A 19,338-nucleotide genomic window follows, 5' to 3' on the forward strand; every position below is an offset into this window, starting at 1 on the left:
ACGATCGTCATGACTCGTCATCCTCGCCGTCCGGCGTCCCCGCAGGGAGCGTGCCGCGCGAGACGGTGGTCGGCGATGGTGACTGACGATGACCTGTGCGTCGTTCTCACCGTGGGCCCACCGCAGGCGACGCCCTCGACGTGCATGTCCTCGGAACACTCGACATTCACGCCGGGGACCGACGGCTCGAGATCGCCGGAGGGCGAGCACGAGGGCCTGTCACGTTGTTTGCCCGATCCGTGGGGGTCCCGTGGCAACCACCGAGATCGTGCGACAGGTGAGGGGTCTGCCGGAGCAGGAGGCGCACAAGCCAGAGATCCGTAACGCCGTACCGGCACGGGTGTCATTGCTGAGGCACGTGCCCGGCCGGGGCGTGGTGTGTGCCGTGCCGGGCGGCTACCTGCTCGACCTTCCAGGTCGGGCCGTCGACTCGGCGCGGTTCGAGAGCGCGTTGTCCGAGGCCGGGGAAGTGTGCCAGAGGGGCGGCGTGGGTGGCGCGGCCGACGCGTATCGGCGCGCGCTGGCGCCTTGGTGGTCCGATTCTGCTTGCACGCACTCACGGAGTGTCTGACCACAGAGGTGGACCAAGGGGCGTGCGACACGGCTGCCGCAGAGCTGCTGACGCTGACGAGGCGGCATCCGCAGGTCGAGGAGTTCTGGTCGCTACGGATGCTGACCCTGTCCCGGCTGAAACGGCAGGCCGATGCCCTGGCTGTCTCCCAAGGGGCTCGGCGCGTGCTGGACGACCGATACGGGCTCGCGCCCGGGGCTCGCCTGCGCAGGAGATGGAGCGACTCATCCTGCGGGACACGGGCGGGGCGGGCTCCGGAGCGATGCCGTCCGGGCCGACGGGCACGGGCCGACTCGCCATGCCCTGTCTGGAGCGCGAGAGGGAAGTCGAGGCGACGCTGAAGCTTCTTGGCCGCACCAGCATCCGCACGTTGACCGGTCAGGGTGGCGTGGGCGAGACAAGGCTCGCGCTCGAAATGCTCACCCTCGTCGAATACGAGCTGCGAACAACGTCTGTAACGTGAAATCAGCCGTCCCGACTCCACGCAACTCGGGGCAGGCCGGAGCCTCCATCAGACCCGGAGCGCTTCACTCTGCCACGTGCCGTCGGGCTGGAGACTTACGCCTGCGCAATTCCGCGCGTGGGGCGTCGAACCCGGGCAAGGCGACAGCGGACCCGGGTCCGGCAACACCGGCTGGCATCCGGGTCGGCCGAAGATCAACAGGGCCTTGCTTCCGTGCGGTGTGGATACGGTGATCCATCGGCCGGAGCGGGGCCCTGATGTCGTCTCGGGACGATCCTCGTTCGTCAGGCGCGTTCGAGGAGAATCAGGTGGATCGCGTTGGGCGGGAGGTCGACCGTCTCGGTGTAGGTTTTGCCCAACCTGACGATCCTCTCCCTGACCAGTTGGAGACTGGCCTTGGCCGGGTCACCGAAGTAGTTGCTCGCCGTCTGGTCGATCCGGTACACGCGCTCGCGGACCGGGCCGTGCCGGAGCTGCGACGGTATCCGGGACATGGTGATGGTGGCCCGGTGGCTGCGGTCTCCCACGTGCTGCCAGTTCCAGACCATCAGCGACGCGCCCGAGCGGTCCTTCGAGGCCATCGCGTAGAGGCCGTTGTCCCCTTCAAGTGCGGCTTCCGCGACGGCCGACACCCGGGTGTCCTTCATCTTGGACTGCATCAGCATCATGTTCCCGTAAGGGGTGAAGGTGTCCTTCAGCGGCCCGTTCGGGGTGCGGGTCACCAGCTGGTCCTTGCGTTCCTCGACCCGGTGCCGGACGTTCCAGTTGAACAGCCGCGTGCCGGGCTGGTTCGCGTACAGGTAGCCGTAGGTGGCCATGGCGGCCGCCTGCCGGATGTAGTCCTTCCTCGGGTCGGTGTCGTCGAAGCTCGGCCCGGGGTAGATGCCCGTTTCGGTGATGAAGGCGGGGAGGTGCTGGTCGAGTCGGCGCTCCCTCAGCCACCCCTGGAGGATCTTCCGCTGGGACGCCACCACCCGGAGGTCGTCCTTGTAGGGCTTCGCCACCTGGTAGTCGTCGTCCCATGCGAGGTAGGAGTGGTACGAGAGGAAGTCCAGGCGCTTGCGCGGGTTCCGGTCGGCCGCGTACGCGTCGAGGAAGGGCTTCACCCACTTGGGGTCCATCAGGGACAAGCTCGGCCCGCCGACCTTGATCCGGTCCGCAGGCCGCAGTCCCCTGTTGACCTTGTCGACGGCCTCGTAGAACGGCGCGTAGTAGCCGTACAGACCGTCGGGCTGCAGTGTCGTCTCCTCAGCGGGGTGTCCGTCGTGGCGCTGTTCTCCGTGGAACTGCCAGTCCGGTTCGTTGAACGCTTCGATGTACGTGACGCGTGGGTACTTCTCCTTCAGGCTGCGGATGATCAGCTCCAGCATCGGAGCGAGGTCCTTCCACGGCCTCTTGCCCTCGACGAAGGCCGTGGGGTTGACGTTCACCAGCAGCTCGTCGGACACGGTGCTCGCGTCGGTGAGGTAGTCGTCCAGTATGGACAGGTCGCAGGACTGGGTCTCCAGGTGGCACAGGTTGAAGACGTTGCTCTCGGCAGGCGCTTTCGGGCTGCTGACCCACACGCGGTAGATCTGACCGTGCAGTCCCTGTTTGTTGAGGAACGCCACGTCGTCGGCGCGCTGCTGGGGCCATGAGTTGAGGCTGCCGAAGTTGTTGTGTGCCTCGGGCCGCGGCAGCGGGCCTTTCGTCGAACCGAAGTCGACCGCGACGCCGGCGGGCGGCTCAGACGTCCTTGCCAGAGCCGCGCCGGAGTGCGAGGAGATGACGAGGATCGCCGCGGCACCTCCTGCCAACAGCGTTCGTTTCGCGGGGTGTCTCGTAGGTGAGAGCACTGGGGAAACCTCGCTTCCAACAGTCGTGGGAATCGGTGTGCGGTGAGCCGGTCAGGCGTCGGTCGACGGCTTGCGGCCGGACAGCGGGGTCCAACGCGCCCGCAGGGCGTGAGCGGCGGCCTTGGGACGGCGCTCACGGGTGAAGACACCCTTGCGGTTGCCGTCGACGCGGTGGATGCCGGGGGAGGTCTGGAAGTCGGCGAAGTTCCACACGTGTTCGCCCACGACGGCCTCGCAGCGGTCGAAGGCGCGGTGGTTCGCCGCCAGGTAGGCCACCTGGTACTCCTCCGTCCACGGCTGGTCCCAGACCGAGTGCAGACCCGGCAGCGTGTCGGCGCCGTACTCGGTCATCAGGACCGGCTTGCCGAGCTTGTCGACCCAGGCCCGCAGCTCCGCGTCCATGAGCGCCTCCGCGGTGGTGAGGTCGCCGTTGGCGAGGTACCAGCCGTAGTACCGGTTGAGGCAGACGACGTCGAACAGGTCGGCGATACGGTCGTTCTCGTGCGTGGTGAGAAGGGACGCCGTGCTGCAGACGGGACGGGTCGGATCGAGCTTGCGGGTGAGTTCGACCAGCGGCTCGAAGTATTCGCGCGCACCGTCCTCGTGGGTGGACGGCTCGTTGGCGACGCACCACATGACCACGCTGGGGTGGTTCTTGTCGCGGCCGATCAGCTCCCGGACGGCTCGGGCGTGCGCCGCGCGCGTGTCGTCGTTGAGGGTGTCCTCCGAGTAGGTCGGCGGGTGCGGGCGGCCCGTCAGCCCTCCCTGGACGGCGAGGTTGAGGCCGACGGCGGCGGTTTCGTCGATGACGACGATCCCGTGCCGGTCGGCGAAGTCCAGCACCTCCTCGGCGTACGGATAGTGCGTCGTGCGGAAGGAGTTGGCGCCCATCCACTCCATGAGCTGGAAGTCGTGCACCAGGTAGGCGTCGTCGTGACCCTTGCCACGCACGGGAGTGTCCTCGTGCTTGCCGAAGCCCGTGAAGTAGAAGGGCTCGCCGTTGATGAGGAACCGGGTGTCTCGGACCTCGACGGTGCGCACGCCGAACGACTGGGGATAGGTGTCCCGTACCTCCGCACCGTCCACGATCTCGGCGACCAGGTCGTACAGGTACGCGGCGCCCGGCCGCCACGGTGTCACGTCCTCGATGCGCAGCGTCCCGCTCGCGCCCTGCCCCACGGCCACCTCGGCCCCTTCGGCGTCCAGGATCCTGACGCGCACGGCGGCGGGTTCGCTGGTCTCGATCTCGTACTGCACCGTCGCGGTCGTCGAGTCGAGCCCGGTGACGACGGTGATGTCCTGGATGTGGGCCGGTGGCACGCTGTACAGCCACACCGAGCGGGCGAGGCCGGCGTAGTTGTAGAAGTCGTGGTGGTACTTCTGCTGACGGCGGCCGTCCTCGGTGACGATGATCGTGCCGGGGGGAATCGTCACGTTGGTGAGTTCGTTGTTGACGCCGATCGTCAGACGGAACTCCTGCCCCGCGGTGACGCGTTCGGTGATGTCGGCCTCGAACGGCGTGTATCCACCGATATGTTCGGCGACCAGCACGTCATCGACGTACACCCTGCCCTCGTGCGTGGCGGCGTCCAGGCGCAGCAGCACCCGGTCACCCGACCAGCCCCGGGGCACACGGACCCTGCGCTGGTACCAGACCCAGCCGACGTGCTCGCGGATCGCGCTGTCGGTGAACAGGTCGTTGTAGCTGGCGGGCACGGCGGCCTCGAGGCGGGTGTCGAGCGGTCCGGCCCAGGGGCGTTCGCCCACGGCCGTGTCGACGGCGAAGTCCCACAGGCCGTCGAGGCGGAGCAGTTCACGGGTGGCGGTGGCGAGGGGCTTCAGCATGGGTCTCCGAGTTCCTGTTCCGAGGTGTGGGGCCGCCGGGTGGCGACATGGCCGTCCGGGTGGCGGTCGGGCCCGTGTCGGTCGCGAGCGCGTCCGCTCGCCGCGGCGACGGCCTGCGTCACCGTCGGGCTCTCCGGCGGGTCCGCGGTGCGCACGGGTTCAGGCGTCCCTGTCGGTGTCGTTCCACTCCTCCGGTGCGGCTGCGGCGCGGCGAGGGATCCGCGCCCCGGAGAGGTCCGCCCGCTCGCGTGCCAGGAGCCGGTGGCGTCGCTCCCGGCGCTCGCGCTGCTCGACCGGATCGGGGACGGGCGCCGCGAGCACCAGCCGCTGCGTGTAGGAGTGTCGGGGCCGGGAGGTGACCTGCCCGGCGGTTCCGGTCTCGACGATCTCACCGCCGCGCATGACGCACACGCGATGGCTGACGTGCCGGATGACGGCCAGGTCGTGCGAGATGAACAGGTAGGCGACCGAGGTGCGTCGCTGGATGTCGACGAGCAGGTCCAGCACGCGGGCCTGGGTCGTCAGGTCGAGGGCGGAGACGGGTTCGTCGCAGACGATCAGGTGCGGTACGGGCGCGAGGGCGCGGGCGATCGCCACCCGCTGCCGTTGTCCGCCACTGAACTCGCGTGGCAGCCGCCGGGCCGCGTCCCCGGGCAGCCCCACCTGATCCAGCAACTCCGCGACGCGGGCCCGTGCTTCGCGTGCCGTGGCACCGTGTGCCGTCAGCGGCTCGCTGAGGATGTCGCCGACGGCCAGGGCGGGGTTGAGTGAGCTGTACGGGTCCTGGAAGACGACTTGGATGTCCCGGGCGAGCGCGCGGCGTTCCTTGCGGGAGGAGTGGGTGATGTCCCGGCCCTGGAACCGGACGTTCCCACCGCTGGGTTTCACCAGTCCGAGGACGGCCCGCCCGAGGGTCGTCTTCCCGGAGCCGGACTCTCCGACGATCCCGAGGGTCTCGCCCTCGCGGGCCTGGAGGGACACTCCGTGCAGCACTTCGGTGGGGCGGGCCCTGAGGCCATGTCCGGGGTAGCTGACCCGCAGGTCGCTCAGGCCGAGCAGCGGCGCGGTCATCGCACCTCCTTCAGCGGGCGCTCGTCGGCGATGCCGGGCGGGTCGGTGCGCGGTGCGTGCTCGTCGAGGATCGCGTCGAGCAGCGTACGGGTATACGGGTGCCCGGGTGCGCGGAAGAGGTCGAGCACGTCTCCGGTCTCGACGATCCGGCCCTGCCGCATGACGGCGACGCGGTCGCAACTGTCGGCGACGACACCGAAGTTGTGGGTCACGAGCAGGAGCGCCATGTTCAGCTCCTCGCGCAGGTCGCGCAGCAGGTCCAGGATCTCAGCCTGGACGGTCACGTCCAGGGCGGTGGTCGGCTCGTCGGCGATGAGCAGCGACGGCCGGCTCGCGACGGCGCCCGCGATGAGGACCCGCTGCGCCATACCGCCGGACAGCTGGTGCGGGTAGGAGGCGAACACCCGCCGGGGATCGGCGATGCCGACGCGGTCGAGGAGGGCGAGCGCGCGTTCGCGGGCCTCACGCCGGGGCGTCGGCGTCGCCGCGCGCAGCCCCTCGACGAGCTGGGAGCCCACGGTGGCGGACGGGTCGAGGTTCGCCATCGGTTCCTGGGGGACGTACGCGATGGCCCTGCCGCGTATGCCGGACAGTTCGCGCTCGCCCAGGCCCAGGAGTTCGCGCCCGTCGAGGCGGACCGAGCCGCGGGTGACGACCGCCTCGGCGGGCAGTACGCCGAGGATCGCGAACGCGGTCTGCGTCTTGCCCGACCCCGACTCGCCGACGAGCCCCAGTGTCTCCCCCGCCCTGAGGCTGAGGGTGACCCCGCTGACGACCTCGTTCAACCCGTCCGAGGGTGTCGGGTAGGCGACGGCGAGGTCCTGAACGGTCAGCAGTCCAGGAGGATCCGCCTCAGCCGCCGGTCCGGTCGTCGGCCGGCGCGAGGGCGCGGTGATCCTGGACGGCTTCGGCCGTCCGCCCTCGAGCACGTCCCGCAGCGAGTTGCCGAGCAGGACCAGACAGGCGGTGATGACCCCGAGCGCCAGGCTCGGCCACAGCAACTGAAGGGGTTCCTCGTAGAAGTTGGTGAACCCGTCGGCGATCATCGCGCCGAAACTGGGGACCGTGCTGGACCCGACCCCGAGGAAGGCGAGGCCCGACTGCACGCCGATGGACGCTCCGGCGAGAAACGCGGTGGCGATGACGACCGGGCCGCGGACCGTGTAGAGGATGTGCCGCCCGAGGATGCGCCGGTCCGGCAGACCCGACACCCGGGCGGCGTCCACGTACGGCTCGTTCCTGACGCCGAGGACCAGATTGCGGACCAGACGGTAGATGCCGGGCGACAGCAGCACCCCGAAGATCATCATCGTGACGCGGTAGTCGCCCCTGGTCACCGGGAGCAGCACGATGAGCAGCAGCAGCCCCGGGAAGGTCATCACGAGACTGAACACCCACTCGGTGACACCCCGCAGGCGCCGGTCGTAGTATCCGCCGATCAGGCCGAAGGTGACGCCGACGGCGAGGGCGATGCTGGTACCGATGAGTGCCGAGACGACGCTGGTGTTGACCGAGTGGAGGAGTCTGGCGAAGATGTCGCGGCCGCTCTTGTCCCCGCCGAGCGGATAGCCGTGGGTACCGGCCTCGTCGTTGATCGCCTCGAGTGAGGCCTGGTTGGGGCCGTGCTCGGTGATGAACGGGGTGAGCAGGCCCAGCGCGACGACGACCAGCAGGACGCCGGCGCTGAGGACCGCCTGCGGATCGCGCAGCAGCCGGCGCACAGGCGCCCTGCCGCCCGCGGGGGTCTCGTCCCGGCCTCCCTGCTCGCGGGCGGGGGCGGCGTTGCTCGGTGGGGTGTTCATCGGATCCTCGCCTTCGGGTTGAGCCAGCCGTTCGCGAGGTCGACGAGGAGGTTGACGCAGACCACGAGCAGCACCGCGAAGAGCGTGATGCCCATGATGATCGGGATGTCGCCCTGGAGGGACGCGTTGAAGGCGTACGAGCCGAAGCCCGGCAGCGCGAAGACCTGCTCGATGACCAGCGCCCCGCCGAACATCTGCACGAACTCAAGGGACAGCACCGTCAGTGCCGGGCCCGCGGCGTTGCGCAGGGCGTGGCGCAACAGGATCGCGCGGGGACGGATGCCGCGTGTCCGGAGGGTGCGGACGTAGTCCTTGCGCAGTTCGTCGATCATGGCGCCGCGGACCTGGGAGGTGAGACTGGCGGCTCCGGCCGCCGTCAGGGCGAGGACCGGGATGGTGATCGAAGCCGCCCAGCGGGTGGGATCCTCGCCCAGCGGCGTGTAGCCGGTCGCCGGAAACCAGTGCAGGCGCAGGGCCAGGAGCCATACGAGCCCGATGGCGATCAGCAGGTTCGGCACGAGGTGGCCGAAGAGGGAGGCGCCCTGCGCGACCCGGTCGACGACTCCGCCCCGGGTGGCCGCCAGCACGCCCAGCGTCACCCCGACGACGGCGGTGAGCAGGAGCGCCGCCAGCACTACGGACAGGGTGACACCAAGACGCGCGGTGATGGCCGACCGCACGGGCTCGCTGGTGAAGTAGGACAGTCCGAAGTCGCCCCGCACGGCGTGGGACAGCCAGTCCAGGTACTGCACGAGAACCGGGCGGTCGAGTCCCAGCTGTGCTTTCTGCTGCTCGATGCGGGCCGGCGTCGCGGAGCTGCCGAGGACGCTGCCGGCGATGTCGTCGAACGACGTGCTCAGCAGCAGAAACGTGATCATGGTGACCAGGACCGCCAGCACCAGTCCCGTGGCCAGGCGGCGCAGCACATGGAGGATCATGCCGAGGCTCACCCACCGGCCTGACCGGCGAGACCGAACTGCCGGAGACTGTTCTGTGTCGAGGAGCCGTCCCCGCGGAAGACGATGCCCTTCTTGGTCACCCAGTGGACGCCGATGTAGAAGACGGGCGCCGTCCAGGCGTTGTTCACCGTGAACGCGTCGATCTGCTTGTACACCTCTGCCGCCTTCGCGGCGTCGTGTTCGCCGTTCGCCTTCAGCAGCAGCCGCGTGAGCCGGGGGTCGGTGGAGGCGAACACGTTGCGGTACCCGTTCGGGGAGAAGTAGTCGCGGGTCTGCACCGGGACGGGGTCCAGCCCGTCGATGACCAGGGCCATGGGGTATTTCCTGGTGGCCAGGGCCGAGATGGTCTGCTGGGCGGGTACGGGGTCCCAGGTGACCTTGACGCCGATGTCCGCGAGCGACTGCGAGATGGTGGGCTCGAAGGGCTTGGTGAAGTACAGGCTCGGCATGTGCACCGAGAATCCGTCCGGGTATCCGGCCTCGGCCAGCAGCTTCTTCGCGCCGGCCGGGTCGTGGGGGTAGGTGTGGTCGAGCGCGGGGTCGTAGCCCTCGTCCAGGGGGTGGTACAGCTGTTCCGTCGCCTTGCCGGAGCCCTTGAGGAAGAGCCGGACCATCTTCTCCCGGTCGAAGGCCATGTTGACGGCCTTGCGCACCCGCACGTCTCCGAGCGGCTTGAGCACTTCGCCCTTGCGGTCGAACAGCAGGAGCGTGGCCACCGAGGTCGCCTCTATGCGCTTGGTGGTGAAGCCGGCCGACTTCAGCGAGCCCAGCTGCTGCACCTCCACGGAACCGGCGTTGATCTCACCGGCCTTCAAGGCGTTGACCGAGGCGGCGCGGTCGGAGATCACCTTGATCTTGACGGTGGGGAACGGATAGGCCCGCTTGTTCCAGTAGTCGTCGCGCCGCTTGAGCACGTAGACCGACCCGTTGACCGTCGCGCCCTTGTCCAGGGTGTAGGGCCCCGAGGAGACCGGATTCAGCGCGGAACCGCCGGCCCTCATGGTCCGGGGATCGGCGATCACCCCGCCGGCCCCGGCCAGGGCGTGCAGGAGCGACGCGTCCGCGTTGCGGAGCTTCAGCACCACCGTCTTGTCGTCGGGAGCGTCGACGGACTCCACGGCGGCGAGTTGCGTCTGGTTCTGGCCGGACGTCCTGATCAGGTCCAGGGTCGCCTTCACGGCGGCCGCCGTCACCGGGGAACCCGAGCTGAACTTCATGCCCGTGCGCAGTGTCAGGGTCAATGTCCGGCCGCTGTCGGAGTACGTCCAGCGCCGTGCCGCGCCCGGGCGGAGCTCGCCGTCGTCGTCGACGAGGAGCAGCGTGTCGTAGAGGGAGCTCCAGACGTAGGCCTGCTGCCCCTCGGTGAGCTGGGCGGGAGCGAACGAGTTCGGGGTGCCCATGATGGCCAGGGAGAGCGTCGAGGCCGTGGACGACGAGGATGCCGCCTGGCTGTCGCATGCCGTCGTCGTGAGCAGCACGGCCGTGGTGGCCAGGGCGACCAGAGCGAGAGACCGGGGTGGGGTGTGCGGGGGTCGAATACGCATGGTGGCTTCTTTCGTCCGCCGACCGGAGGTTCTGAGGCCTTCGCCGTCGCCCTCAGCGGGGTTGAGCGCGCAGCGGTGATCCCGGGAGGAGCAAATTCCTAACACCCGTTTAGCTTTCGATCGGACGCTAGGGTCAGGAAGCAAGGACGAGAAGACCACGGACGCCGTTCGTTATCCGACCGTTATATGACTGGCCTGGCTCGCTGCGTAAGGTGAGGCGGAGTCCGCCGGACTGCTGTCGCGGACAGTTCGCGAGGAGGGGTGACCGCACCGTGAGTCAGGCGAAGGCACGCGGGCCGTACGCCAAGTCGGCGGCCCGGCGGGAGGAGATCCTGCGCGCGGCGCGCGAGAGCTTCGCTGAGCACGGGTACGCCGCAGCTTCCCTGCGTGACATCGCCGAACGCGCCGGCATCACGGCCGCCGGGCTGCTCCACCACTTCCGCGGCAAGGAGGAACTCCTCGGCGCGGTCCTCGCACAGCGCGACTCCGAGGAGTGGGCGGAGGGCACCGCCCAGGTCACCGGCGTGGATGATCTCGCGCCCTACTTCAGCGCCCGGCTCCGCAAGCACCAGGAACACCCCGAGCTGATGTGCCTGTGGATCGAGCTCGCCGCCGCCGCTTCACGCCCGGACCACCTCGCGCACTCCTACTTCGTCGACCGACAGGCCCACGGGCTGGCACACCTGACGGAGGGACTGCGGGAGTACGCCGAGCGCGGCAGGCTCCGCGAGGGCATCAGCCCCGAAAGCGCGGCCCTGATGATCGAGGCGATGCTCGGCGGCCTGCAGGGGAAATGGCTGCTGAACCAGGAGCTGGACATCATCGAACCCCTCAACGACCTGCTGCGTCTGCTGTTCGAGACCGATGACAAGTAGGCGTCCTGGGCCTCGGTAAAGGTCTCGATGAGGCCCGGCGCACCTCTCAGGCTCCGTACGCCACCACGGCGGCCTCGTGGCGTCGGCGACGTGACGGCGGAAATGGGCCAGCGTCTCCTGGACGACGCGCTGTGCGGCCGCCCGTACCTCCTGCGGGAGGTCGTCGGGTACGACGGGATCACGCGCACGACGGCCTTCTGCCCGACGGGCACGCCGAAGACCTCGACGAGGCCGAGCACCGCCGGATCGCCGAGTGGACGGCTCGCGCTGTCGGCTGAGCCTCGGCAGCCGATGTCTCGGTGTCGGATGTATCGGAGCTCCGCCAGTGTCCTGCGCCGAAAGTTCCCAGGCAGTTCCGGCCGAGCCGCTGACGGTCAACGCGCCTGGTCGGCGGCGGGAATCCGACCGCCGACCACCAACGGATTTCAGGCGCAGGACACCAGGCGGGTCTCGTCGACCATCACACGGCGGTGATCCAGGAAACGCAGGTAGCCACCCAACTCTGAACCCACGGCTTCCGCTCCGCTCACCAGGGGAGCAAGGCCTTCTTCGCCACCGCGTCTGCTGCGATCGCAGTAGACGCAAGTGTCTGCGAACGGCCAATGACGAGAGGCCGGAGAACTGCGAGCGTGAGAGTGGGCCGTGATCGTCGGCCCGGTCGCATGGCATTCCCCTGGAAAGGCACGTCGATGTCCCCTCTCGCCCGCTGGTGCCACCGGCACCGGCTCGCCGTCGTCCTGGTCTGGGTGGGCCTGTTGCTCGCTCTCGGCGCCGGAGTCGGTGCGGCCGGCAGCGCCTTCGGCAACAGCCCGACCTCGCAGGACACCGACTCGGCCAAGGCGACGGCACTGCTCCAGCAAGCCTCCAACAGTGCGGCGGGCAAGAGCGGCCGGGTGGTCTGGCAGGTGAACGGCGGCGAGGTCACCGAGCCCGCCGCCAAGCAGGCGATGACCCGGACTCTGCAGGAGATAGCCGAGGCACCGGGCGTCGCCGAGGTGACCAGCCCCTACACACCGCTCGGCAAGGGGCAGATCAGCAAGGACGGCCGGACGGCCTACGCCTCGGTCGCATTCGACCGGGAGGTGGAGGACACCCAGGTCGACCACGTGAAGGAAATCGCCACCGGCCCGGAGTCGGGGACCCTGCACATCGCGCTGAACGGGCAGGCGTTCACCGTCAACCCCGCTCCCAACCCAGTCGCCGACGTCATGGGCATCGTCCTCGCCTTCATCGTGCTGCTGTTCGTCTTCCGGGCCGTCTGGGTGGCGGCGCTGCCGATCATCACGGCCATCGTCGGTGTCGGCACCTCCGCGGTCACGGTGATCCTGCTCAGCCACGTCATCACGCTCTCCGACACCACGCTCACCCTGGGTTCGCTGATCGGTCTGGGCGTGGGCATCGACTACGCGCTGTTCATCGTCAACCGGCACCGCACCAACCTCATGGCGGGCATGAGCGTCGCCGAATCGGCAGCCAAGGCCCTCAACACCTCCGGCCGGGCCGTGGTGTTCGCCGGGCTGACCGTCGTCGTCGCGCTGCTGGGCATGCTCACCCTGAACGTCGGCATCATCAACGGCATGGCGATCGGCGCGGCGATCACCGTCACACTGACCGTGCTGGCCGCCATCACCCTGCTCCCGGCGCTGCTCGGCATGATCGGCCCGCGCGTCCTTGGCCGCAAGGAGCGCCGCGAGATGTCCGGCTGGACCCGGCCGCGCTCCTCGGGCCGGGCCGGGCTGTGGGGCCGGTGGGCCGAGCGGGTGCAGGCCAGGCCCAAGACGCTGGCCCTCGTCGCCCTGGCCGTGCTAGCGGCGCTCGCCCTGCCGACGCTGTCGCTGCGTCTGGGCGCGTCCGACGACGGCAACCTGCCGACGACCTCGACGAACCGTCAGGCGTACGACATGATCGCCGACGGGTTCGGGCCTGGCTTCAACGGCCCGCTCGTCCTGGCGGTCCAGGCCCCCGACGCCGCCGGCAAGGCCGCCGAGAGGAAACTGGTCACCGCCCTCGAGAAGGTCGACGGTGTCGCCAGTGCCAACTCCGCGCCCATGAAGGACGGACAGACCGTCGGGGTGGTCTCCGTCGTCCCGACGACCTCCCCGCAGTCGGAGGCCACCTCCGACCTGATCCACCACCTGCGTGACGACGTGATCCCGCAAGCCGAGCGGGGCACGTCGATGAAGGTCTACGTGGGAGGCGTCACCGCGAGCAACGACGACTTCGCCTCGGTCCTGATGGGCAAGCTCCCCGTCTTCGTGCTGGTGATCGCCGCGCTCGGCTTCCTGCTGCTGACCATCGCCTTCCGCAGCCTGCTCATCCCGGCGGTCGGCGCACTGCTGAACATCCTCAGCATCGGAGTGGCCTTCGGCGCGATCGTGGTGGTCTTCCAGTACGGCTTCGGTGCCGGACTGCTCGGTCTCGGTGCCGGCGGACCGATCGAGTCGTTCGTGCCGATCCTGGTCGTCGGCATCATGTTCGGCCTCTCCATGGACTACCAGGTCTTCCTCGTCAGCCGCATGCGCGAGGAGTGGGCCCACACCGGCGACAGCCACCGCGCGGTCCGGGTCGGCCAGGCCGAGACCGGCAAGGTCATCGCCGTCGCGGCCACCATCATGGTCTGTGTCTTCGGCTCCTTCGTCTTCGGCGGCATGCGGGTCATCTCCGAGTTCGGCGTCAGCCTCGCGGTGGCGGTCGCTGTGGATGCCCTGCTGATCCGCATGATCGTCGTCCCCGCGCTCATGCACCTGTGCGGACGGGCCAACTGGTGGCTGCCCCGCCGGCTGGACAAGGCCTTGCCCAACGTGTCCGTGGAAGGCCCCGCCGACGAGCCCGCGCATCCGCTGTACGCCGTGCGGGAACCGGAGCCCTCCGGCCTGGCCAACTGACCGTCACCACGACGGACCGACATCGCATGCGGGCCGGTGGAAGGGGGGGGTGACCTCGCCTTCCACCGGTCGGCGCTGCTTAGAGTGAGGGAATGGAACTGCCCATGGTGTGGCGACAGTGGCTGGCCCGTCATGACCGGATCAAAGACGCGCTGCCGGCGGTACCGCTGATCGTGATCGCCGCGGCGGCGACCGCCGCCGTCGGCAAGGACGGCTGGCAGGAGCCTCGTTGGCACGAGGTCGTGTGGACGACGCTGTCGTGCGTGCCGCTGGCCTTCCGAAGCCGCTGGCCCCTGGGCGTCGCCCTCTTCACCCTGGCGGGTGACCTCACGCTGATGGCCGTCGCCTCACACATCTCGCCGGCCCCGGGAGCGAGCCTGATCGCCCTGTACACCCTCGCCCTCCTCGGCAGCCGGCGCACCGCGTGGACGGTCGGGGCAGCCTCGGCCGTGGCGATCACCGGTGTCTACGCCGCCACCCACTCCGAGTCCCTGGTGGCGGGGGCCAGTCTGTTGCGGTTGGACTTCGCGATCGCGGCCACCGCGCTCGGCCGCACCGTCCGCAGCCGCCGTGAGAACCTCGCGGCGGCCAGGGAACGCGTGGAACACGCCGAACGCACGCGGGAGGAAGAGGCGCGGCGCCGGGTCACCGAGGAACGCGTGCGCATCGCGCGCGACCTGCACGACGTCGTCGCCCACCACATCACCCTGGTCAACGCCCAGGCCGGCGTGGCGCACCACCTCATGCGCGCCAACCCCGAGCAGGCGTACGAGGCACTGGCCCACATCAAGGACAACAGCCGCGCCGCGCTCGACGAACTGCGGGCCACCGTCGGCCTGTTGCGTCAGCCCGACGACGCGCCGGGCGCGCGGGCCCCCATCCCGCGTCTGGCCGATCTCGACACCCTCGTCACCGGTTTCGAGGCGAGCGGGCTGTCCGTGTCGGTGACCCGCACGGGCGGCCCCTCGCCGCTGGCACCCGCAACCGACCTCACCGCCTACCGCATCATCCAGGAAGCCCTCACCAACACCCACAAGCACGCGTCCGCGTCCCGCGCCTCGGTGGTCCTGGACTACGGCGCGCACTCACTCCGGGTCACCGTGACGGACGACGGACGCCCGGGCGCACCGAAGGGCGCGGGCACCGGCCACGGACTGATCGGCATGCACGAGCGGGCCACCGCCATCGGCGGTACCGTCACCGCCGGCCCGCGTCCCGAAGGCGGCTTCCAGGTCGTCGCCGAGCTGCCGCTCTCGCTCTCCCCCGCACCTGCCTGACACCCCGTGAGGAACCACCGCCCATGACCATTCGCGTCCTGCTCGCCGACGACCAGGCCCTGCTCCGCGGCACCTTCCGACTGCTCATCGACGCACAGCCGGACATGGAGGTCGTCGCGGAGGCCTCCAACGGGCGGGAGGCAGTCCAACTGGCCCGGTCCGAGCGCGCCGACGTCGTCGTCATGGACATCCGGATGCCCGAGGCCGACGGCATCGAAGCCACCCGGCTGATCGCCCAGGACGAGGACCTGGCCGGCGTCAAGATCCTCGTCCTGACCACCTTCGAGGAGGACGACCTCGTCGTCGAGGCCCTCCGGGCCGGGGCGAGCGGCTTCCTGGGCAAAGGGGTCGAACCGGCACAGCTCCTCGAAGCCGTCCGCCTTGTGGCCACCGGTGAGGCGCTGCTCTCCCCGGCAGCCACCAAGGGCCTCATCACCCGCGTTCTCGCCCAGCCCTCCCCCGGCGACCTAGTGGACGCCACGCGGCTGGCCTCGCTGACTCCCCGCGAACGGGAGGTGCTGACCCTGGTGGGCTCCGGCCTGGCCAACGACGAGATCGCCGAACGACTCTTCGTCACCCCCGTCACCGTCAAGACCCACGCCAACCGGGCCATGGCCAAACTCGGCGCCCGCGACCGGGCTCAGCTCGTCGTCATCGCCTACGAGACCGGCTTGGTACGCGCGGGAGAGCGGCAAGGCTGAGGCACCGGCCGGCCGCGGCCGGTGCCCAGGTCTCCCGGGGCACGCGCGGGAAGGACGCTCCGTCGGCGCGTGCCCGTCAGCCGGCCGTCAGCCTCACTTCGGTTGCGCGGCGGCGAGCGCCGCCTCGGCCTTCTTGCGGTAGACGGCGAGTTTCTCGGCGGGGGCGACGATCTGGCGGCTGCGGGACTTCACGGACACATCGTGGCCGCCCGCGGCCCTGCGCAGGGCGCCCACGGTCGCCTGTTCGCGGGGAACGTGGGCGAACGGGTCGAAGGAGTACCAGCGCATGGCGTTCTCGTGCGTCATCTTGTTGATGTCGTCGTCCGGCACGGAGTTCGCGGTCAGCACCTCGTGGAGCTCCTCGGGGGCGTTCGGCCACATCGAGTCGCTGTGCGGGTAGTCGGCCTCCCAGCAGATGTTGTCGATGCCGATGTCGTGGCGGAGCTTCACCCCGATCGGGTCGCTGATGAAGCAGGTCAGAAAGTGCTCGCGGAAGATCTCCGAGGGGACCTTGCCGCCGAAGTCCTGGAGCGTCCAGGTGGCATGCATCTCGTAGGTGCGGTCCAGGCGGTCCAGGAAGTAGGGGATCCAGCCGGTGCCGCCCTCCGACAGCCCGATCCTGATGGCCGGGTACTCCTTGAGGACACGGGACCACATCAGGTCGGCCGCAGCCTGGACGAGGTTGATGGGCTGGAGGGTGATCATCACGTCCGGCGGGGCGTCGGGCGCGGTGATGGCTAGGCGGCCGGAGGAGCCGATGTGCAGGTTCATCACCGTGCCGCAGTCGGTCAGCGCCCGCCATACCGGGTCCCAGTACTCGGAGTGGAAGCTCGGGTAGCCGAGCGGTACCGGGTTCTCCGGGAAGGTGAGGGCGTGACAGCCCTTCTCGGCGACGCGCCGGATCTCCTGGGCGCACAGCTCGGCGTCCCAGATGGCCGGGAGGGCCATGGGGATGAAGCGGCCGGGGTGGGCGGCACACCACTCGTCGATGTGCCAGTCGTTGTAGGCACGCACCAGGGCCATGGAGAAGTCGGAGTCCTCGGTGGCGAACAGCCGGGCGGAGAAGCCGGGGAAGGAGGGGAAGTTCAGCTGGGCGAGAACACCACCGGCGTTCATGTCGGCGACGCGTTCGTCGACGTCGTAGCAGCCCGGCCTGATCTCCTCCAGGCCCTGCGGCTCCATGCCGTACTCCTCCTTGGGACGGCCCGCGACCGCGTTGAGCGCGGCGTTGCCGACGGAGCTGTCCCGGAACTGCCAGACGTCGCTGCCGTCCTCGCGGTGGACCAGGCGCGGGGCGTCCTTCTTGTAGCGGGCCGGCAGGTGGTTGGCGAACAGGTCGGGCGGTTCGATGATGTGGTCGTCGACGCTGATGAGGATCATGTCATCGCGGTCCATGGGACTCCTTGTGGCTGTGGGCGGATCAGTCCGAGGCGGGCAGGGCCTTGGGCGGTTTGACCGCCAGGGCCTTTCCTCCGTAGGTGAGGTGGCCGGTGCCGGAGGCGGTGCAGAGGAGTTCGAGCGTGTCGGCGGGGTCGACGTAGCGCTTGCCGATGAGGGTGTCCGGTGCCTGGCCGGCCGGCTGTGCGGCAGGGGCGTCCTGGGCCGGGATCATCGGGCTGCCACCGCATTCGACCGGGCCCGTGGCCTCCTGCGGGGCCCGGATCACGATGACGCGGGTGGTGCCGGTGGCCGAGGCCAGTTGGTCACCGGGGCGCAGGGCCGGGATGCGGGGTGACGGCATGGCGCGGTTCTCCTTGGGGTGCGGGTGCCGGTGGGGTGAGCCTCTCCCCCAGCCGGTCGAGGTCGTAGGACTGGCGGGCGAGCCAGAAGCGCAGGAAGCCGGTGAGCGAGTAGCGCAGGAACAGGGCTCCGCCCACCACGGCGGCGGCGATGCCGCCGAGGCCGATGGCGAGGGCGTCGCCCTGGGCGAGGAAGTTGTCGGTTGCGTGGGCGAGGGGGAAGGCGAGCGCGCCGAGGACGAGTCCCACGGCCATGAGCAGTCCGCCGAGCCGCAGCCAGAGCGTGGCGCGGGCGGCGGCGGGGTCGGGGATCTTCAGCTCGGCGAGTTCGCGGACGAACCGTTCTGCACGCGCTTCGGGAGGTGCGGTCATATCGGGCTCCCCAGGTAGTAGGAGGAGAGTTCGGCGTGCAGGGAGCTGTCGGGGTGCCCCTGCCACTGGACGCGGCCGCGGGCGAGGACGGCGGCGTGGTCGGCGATCTTCAGTACGGCGGCGGCGAACTGCTCGACGACGAGCACGGCGACGCCCTGCCGGGCGATGTCGGCGACGAGTTCGTAGAGCTCGGCGACGACCAGCGGGGCGAGCCCCATGGAGAGTTCGTCGAGGAGCAGGACGGCGGGGTCGGTGACGATGCCGCGGGCGAGGGCGAGCATCTGCTGCTCGCCGCCGGAGAGGGTGCCCGCGGGCTGGGCGCGCCGGGTGCCGAGGACGGGGAAGCGGGCGTAGGCGATCTCCTCGATCTCCTCGTGCGTGCGGCCCGTGAAGGTCATCATCCGGAGGTTGTCGCGCACGGAGAGGTTGGGGAAGACTCCACGGCCCTGGGGCACCAGGCACACGCCGGCGCGGGCGAGGTCGCGCGGGTGGATGCCGGTGGCGTCCCGGCCACCGAGCAGCAGCCGGCCGGCGCTGGGCGGGTGCACACCGGCGGCGACCGACAGCAGGGTGGTCTTGCCGGCGCCGTTGGGACCGAGGAGGGCCACCACCCGGCCCTCCTCGACGGCCAGGTTCACGCCGTGCAGCACCGTGATGCCGCCGTGCGCGGCGCGGATGCCGTCCAGCTCCAGCAGGGGTCCGCTCATGGCCGTACCTCCCCCAGGTAGGCGGTGAGGACCGTCTCGTCGGTCTGTACGCGGGAGGGCGGGCCGCTGGCGACGACGGCGCCGAGGTCGAGGACGTGCACCTCGTCGCAGACGCTCATCACCAGGCTCATGTCGTGCTCGACGAGCAGGACGGCCGTGCCCTCGTCGGCGAGGGAGCGCAGCAGGGCGGCGAACCGCCGCGTCTCCTCCGCGTCCTGGCCCGCGGCGGGTTCGTCCAGGAGCAGGACGCGCGGGCCGAGGACGAGGGCGCGGCCGACCTCGACCAGGCGGGCCAGGCCGGTGGGGAGCGCGTCGGCCGCGTCGTCGGCCACACCGGTCAGGCCGAGCCGTGCCAGTACGGCGTCGGCCGTGCGGGCGGCGTGGCGGCGCCCCGGGCCGAGTTCGGCGGCGACGAGCAGGTTGTCGCGCACCGAGAGACGGCCGAAGAGCTCCAGGTGCTGGAAGGTGCGGGACATCCCGCGGCGGGCGCGACGGGCGGGGCCTTCCCGGGTGATGTCGCGGCCGTCGAGGCGGATACGGCCGGTGCGGGGTCGGCGCAGCCCGCAGACCACGTCGAACAGCGTGGACTTTCCCGCGCCGTTGGGCCCGATGAGGCCGGTGACCCGGCCTGCCTCGGCCGTCAGCGACACGCCGTCGAGGGCACGGCGTCCTCCGAAGGACACGGTGATCTC

The 19,338-nt window shown here is 70.0% G+C and carries 16 protein-coding genes and 1 pseudogene; 6 read left to right on the top strand and 11 right to left on the bottom strand.

The genetic code is table 11. From position 1 onward, the window contains the following. Positions 1-531 precede the first annotated feature (531 nt). A pseudogene (locus ADK36_RS51630) lies at positions 532-771 on the top strand (AfsR/SARP family transcriptional regulator); the annotation flags it as partial. A gap of 14 nt (positions 772-785) precedes the next feature. Next, positions 786-1,034: a hypothetical protein gene (locus tag ADK36_RS50630; RefSeq protein WP_048580142.1), complete on the top strand. Its 249-nt coding sequence runs from the start codon at positions 786-788 to the stop codon at positions 1,032-1,034. Positions 1,035-1,318: 284 nt separating this feature from the next. On the opposite strand, the gene ADK36_RS33575 is transcribed toward ADK36_RS50630, so the two are convergent. The 6 genes from ADK36_RS33575 to ADK36_RS33600 all read right to left on the bottom strand — a co-directional run bounded on the left by ADK36_RS33575 (position 1,319) and on the right by ADK36_RS33600 (position 10,090). Continuing rightward, the gene (locus tag ADK36_RS33575) at positions 1,319-2,830 is read right to left on the bottom strand and encodes a hypothetical protein (protein WP_053200145.1); all 1,512 of its coding nucleotides are present in this window, start codon (positions 2,828-2,830) and stop codon (positions 1,319-1,321) included. A gap of 90 nt (positions 2,831-2,920) precedes the next feature. Further along, positions 2,921-4,714 carry a beta-glucuronidase gene (gene uidA, locus ADK36_RS33580; RefSeq protein ID WP_048580144.1) on the bottom strand — a complete coding sequence of 598 codons (1,794 nt, stop codon included), beginning with the start codon at positions 4,712-4,714 and terminating at the stop codon, positions 2,921-2,923. 159 nt (positions 4,715-4,873) lie between these two features. Beyond that, positions 4,874-5,785 (bottom strand): ATP-binding cassette domain-containing protein, encoded by a 912-nt coding sequence (locus ADK36_RS33585; RefSeq protein ID WP_078916079.1) that lies wholly within the window; start codon positions 5,783-5,785, stop codon positions 4,874-4,876. Then, entirely contained in the window at positions 5,782-7,587 is a 1,806-nt protein-coding gene (locus tag ADK36_RS33590) for a dipeptide/oligopeptide/nickel ABC transporter permease/ATP-binding protein (RefSeq protein ID WP_078916080.1), read from the bottom strand. The genes ADK36_RS33585 and ADK36_RS33590 overlap by 4 nt, the downstream gene beginning before the upstream one ends. Next, positions 7,584-8,525 carry an ABC transporter permease gene (locus ADK36_RS33595; RefSeq protein WP_048580145.1) on the bottom strand — a complete coding sequence of 314 codons (942 nt, stop codon included), beginning with the start codon at positions 8,523-8,525 and terminating at the stop codon, positions 7,584-7,586. The genes ADK36_RS33590 and ADK36_RS33595 overlap by 4 nt, the downstream gene beginning before the upstream one ends. Positions 8,526-8,533: 8 nt before the next feature. Further along, positions 8,534-10,090, bottom strand: coding sequence for an ABC transporter substrate-binding protein (locus ADK36_RS33600; protein WP_048580146.1), 1,557 nt, complete (start codon positions 10,088-10,090; stop codon positions 8,534-8,536). A 272-nt stretch (positions 10,091-10,362) separates the two neighbouring features. Here ADK36_RS33600 and ADK36_RS33605 point away from each other — a divergent pair, with 272 nt between their 5' ends. The 4 genes from ADK36_RS33605 (at position 10,363) to ADK36_RS33620 (ending at position 15,828) form a co-directional block, all read left to right on the top strand. Beyond that, entirely contained in the window at positions 10,363-10,965 is a 603-nt protein-coding gene (locus ADK36_RS33605; protein WP_048580147.1) for a TetR/AcrR family transcriptional regulator, read from the top strand. A 689-nt stretch (positions 10,966-11,654) separates the two neighbouring features. After that, the gene (locus ADK36_RS33610; protein ID WP_048580148.1) at positions 11,655-13,850 is read left to right on the top strand and encodes an MMPL family transporter; all 2,196 of its coding nucleotides are present in this window, start codon (positions 11,655-11,657) and stop codon (positions 13,848-13,850) included. A gap of 92 nt (positions 13,851-13,942) precedes the next feature. Further along, a complete protein-coding gene (locus ADK36_RS33615; protein WP_048580149.1) occupies positions 13,943-15,127 on the top strand; it encodes a sensor histidine kinase in 1,185 nt (394 codons plus the stop codon). 23 nt (positions 15,128-15,150) lie between these two features. Then, positions 15,151-15,828, top strand: a complete 678-nt coding sequence (locus ADK36_RS33620) for a response regulator (RefSeq protein ID WP_048580150.1) — start codon at positions 15,151-15,153, stop codon at positions 15,826-15,828. 93 nt (positions 15,829-15,921) lie between these two features. Here ADK36_RS33620 and ADK36_RS33625 read toward each other — a convergent pair whose 3' ends face one another. From ADK36_RS33625 to ADK36_RS33645, 5 genes are read right to left on the bottom strand one after another with little or no spacing between them, the layout of a single operon-like run. Beyond that, a complete protein-coding gene (locus tag ADK36_RS33625; protein WP_048580151.1) occupies positions 15,922-17,223 on the bottom strand; it encodes an amidohydrolase family protein in 1,302 nt (433 codons plus the stop codon). Between the two features lie 25 nt (positions 17,224-17,248). Further along, a complete protein-coding gene (locus tag ADK36_RS33630) occupies positions 17,249-17,569 on the bottom strand; it encodes a hypothetical protein (RefSeq protein WP_048580152.1) in 321 nt (106 codons plus the stop codon). After that, positions 17,532-17,939 carry a hypothetical protein gene (locus ADK36_RS33635; RefSeq protein WP_063776807.1) on the bottom strand — a complete coding sequence of 136 codons (408 nt, stop codon included), beginning with the start codon at positions 17,937-17,939 and terminating at the stop codon, positions 17,532-17,534. The genes ADK36_RS33630 and ADK36_RS33635 overlap by 38 nt, the downstream gene beginning before the upstream one ends. Then, the gene (locus tag ADK36_RS33640) at positions 17,936-18,646 is read right to left on the bottom strand and encodes an ABC transporter ATP-binding protein (protein ID WP_053200146.1); all 711 of its coding nucleotides are present in this window, start codon (positions 18,644-18,646) and stop codon (positions 17,936-17,938) included. Before ADK36_RS33640 ends, ADK36_RS33635 begins: the two co-directional genes overlap by 4 nt. After that, positions 18,643-19,329 carry an ABC transporter ATP-binding protein gene (locus ADK36_RS33645; protein ID WP_338060806.1) on the bottom strand — a complete coding sequence of 229 codons (687 nt, stop codon included), beginning with the start codon at positions 19,327-19,329 and terminating at the stop codon, positions 18,643-18,645. The genes ADK36_RS33640 and ADK36_RS33645 overlap by 4 nt, the downstream gene beginning before the upstream one ends. Positions 19,330-19,338 lie beyond the last annotated feature (9 nt).

Origin of the sequence: Streptomyces viridochromogenes, assembly GCF_001270495.1 — a bacterium.
Taxonomy (GTDB): domain Bacteria; phylum Actinomycetota; class Actinomycetes; order Streptomycetales; family Streptomycetaceae; genus Streptomyces; species Streptomyces viridochromogenes_A.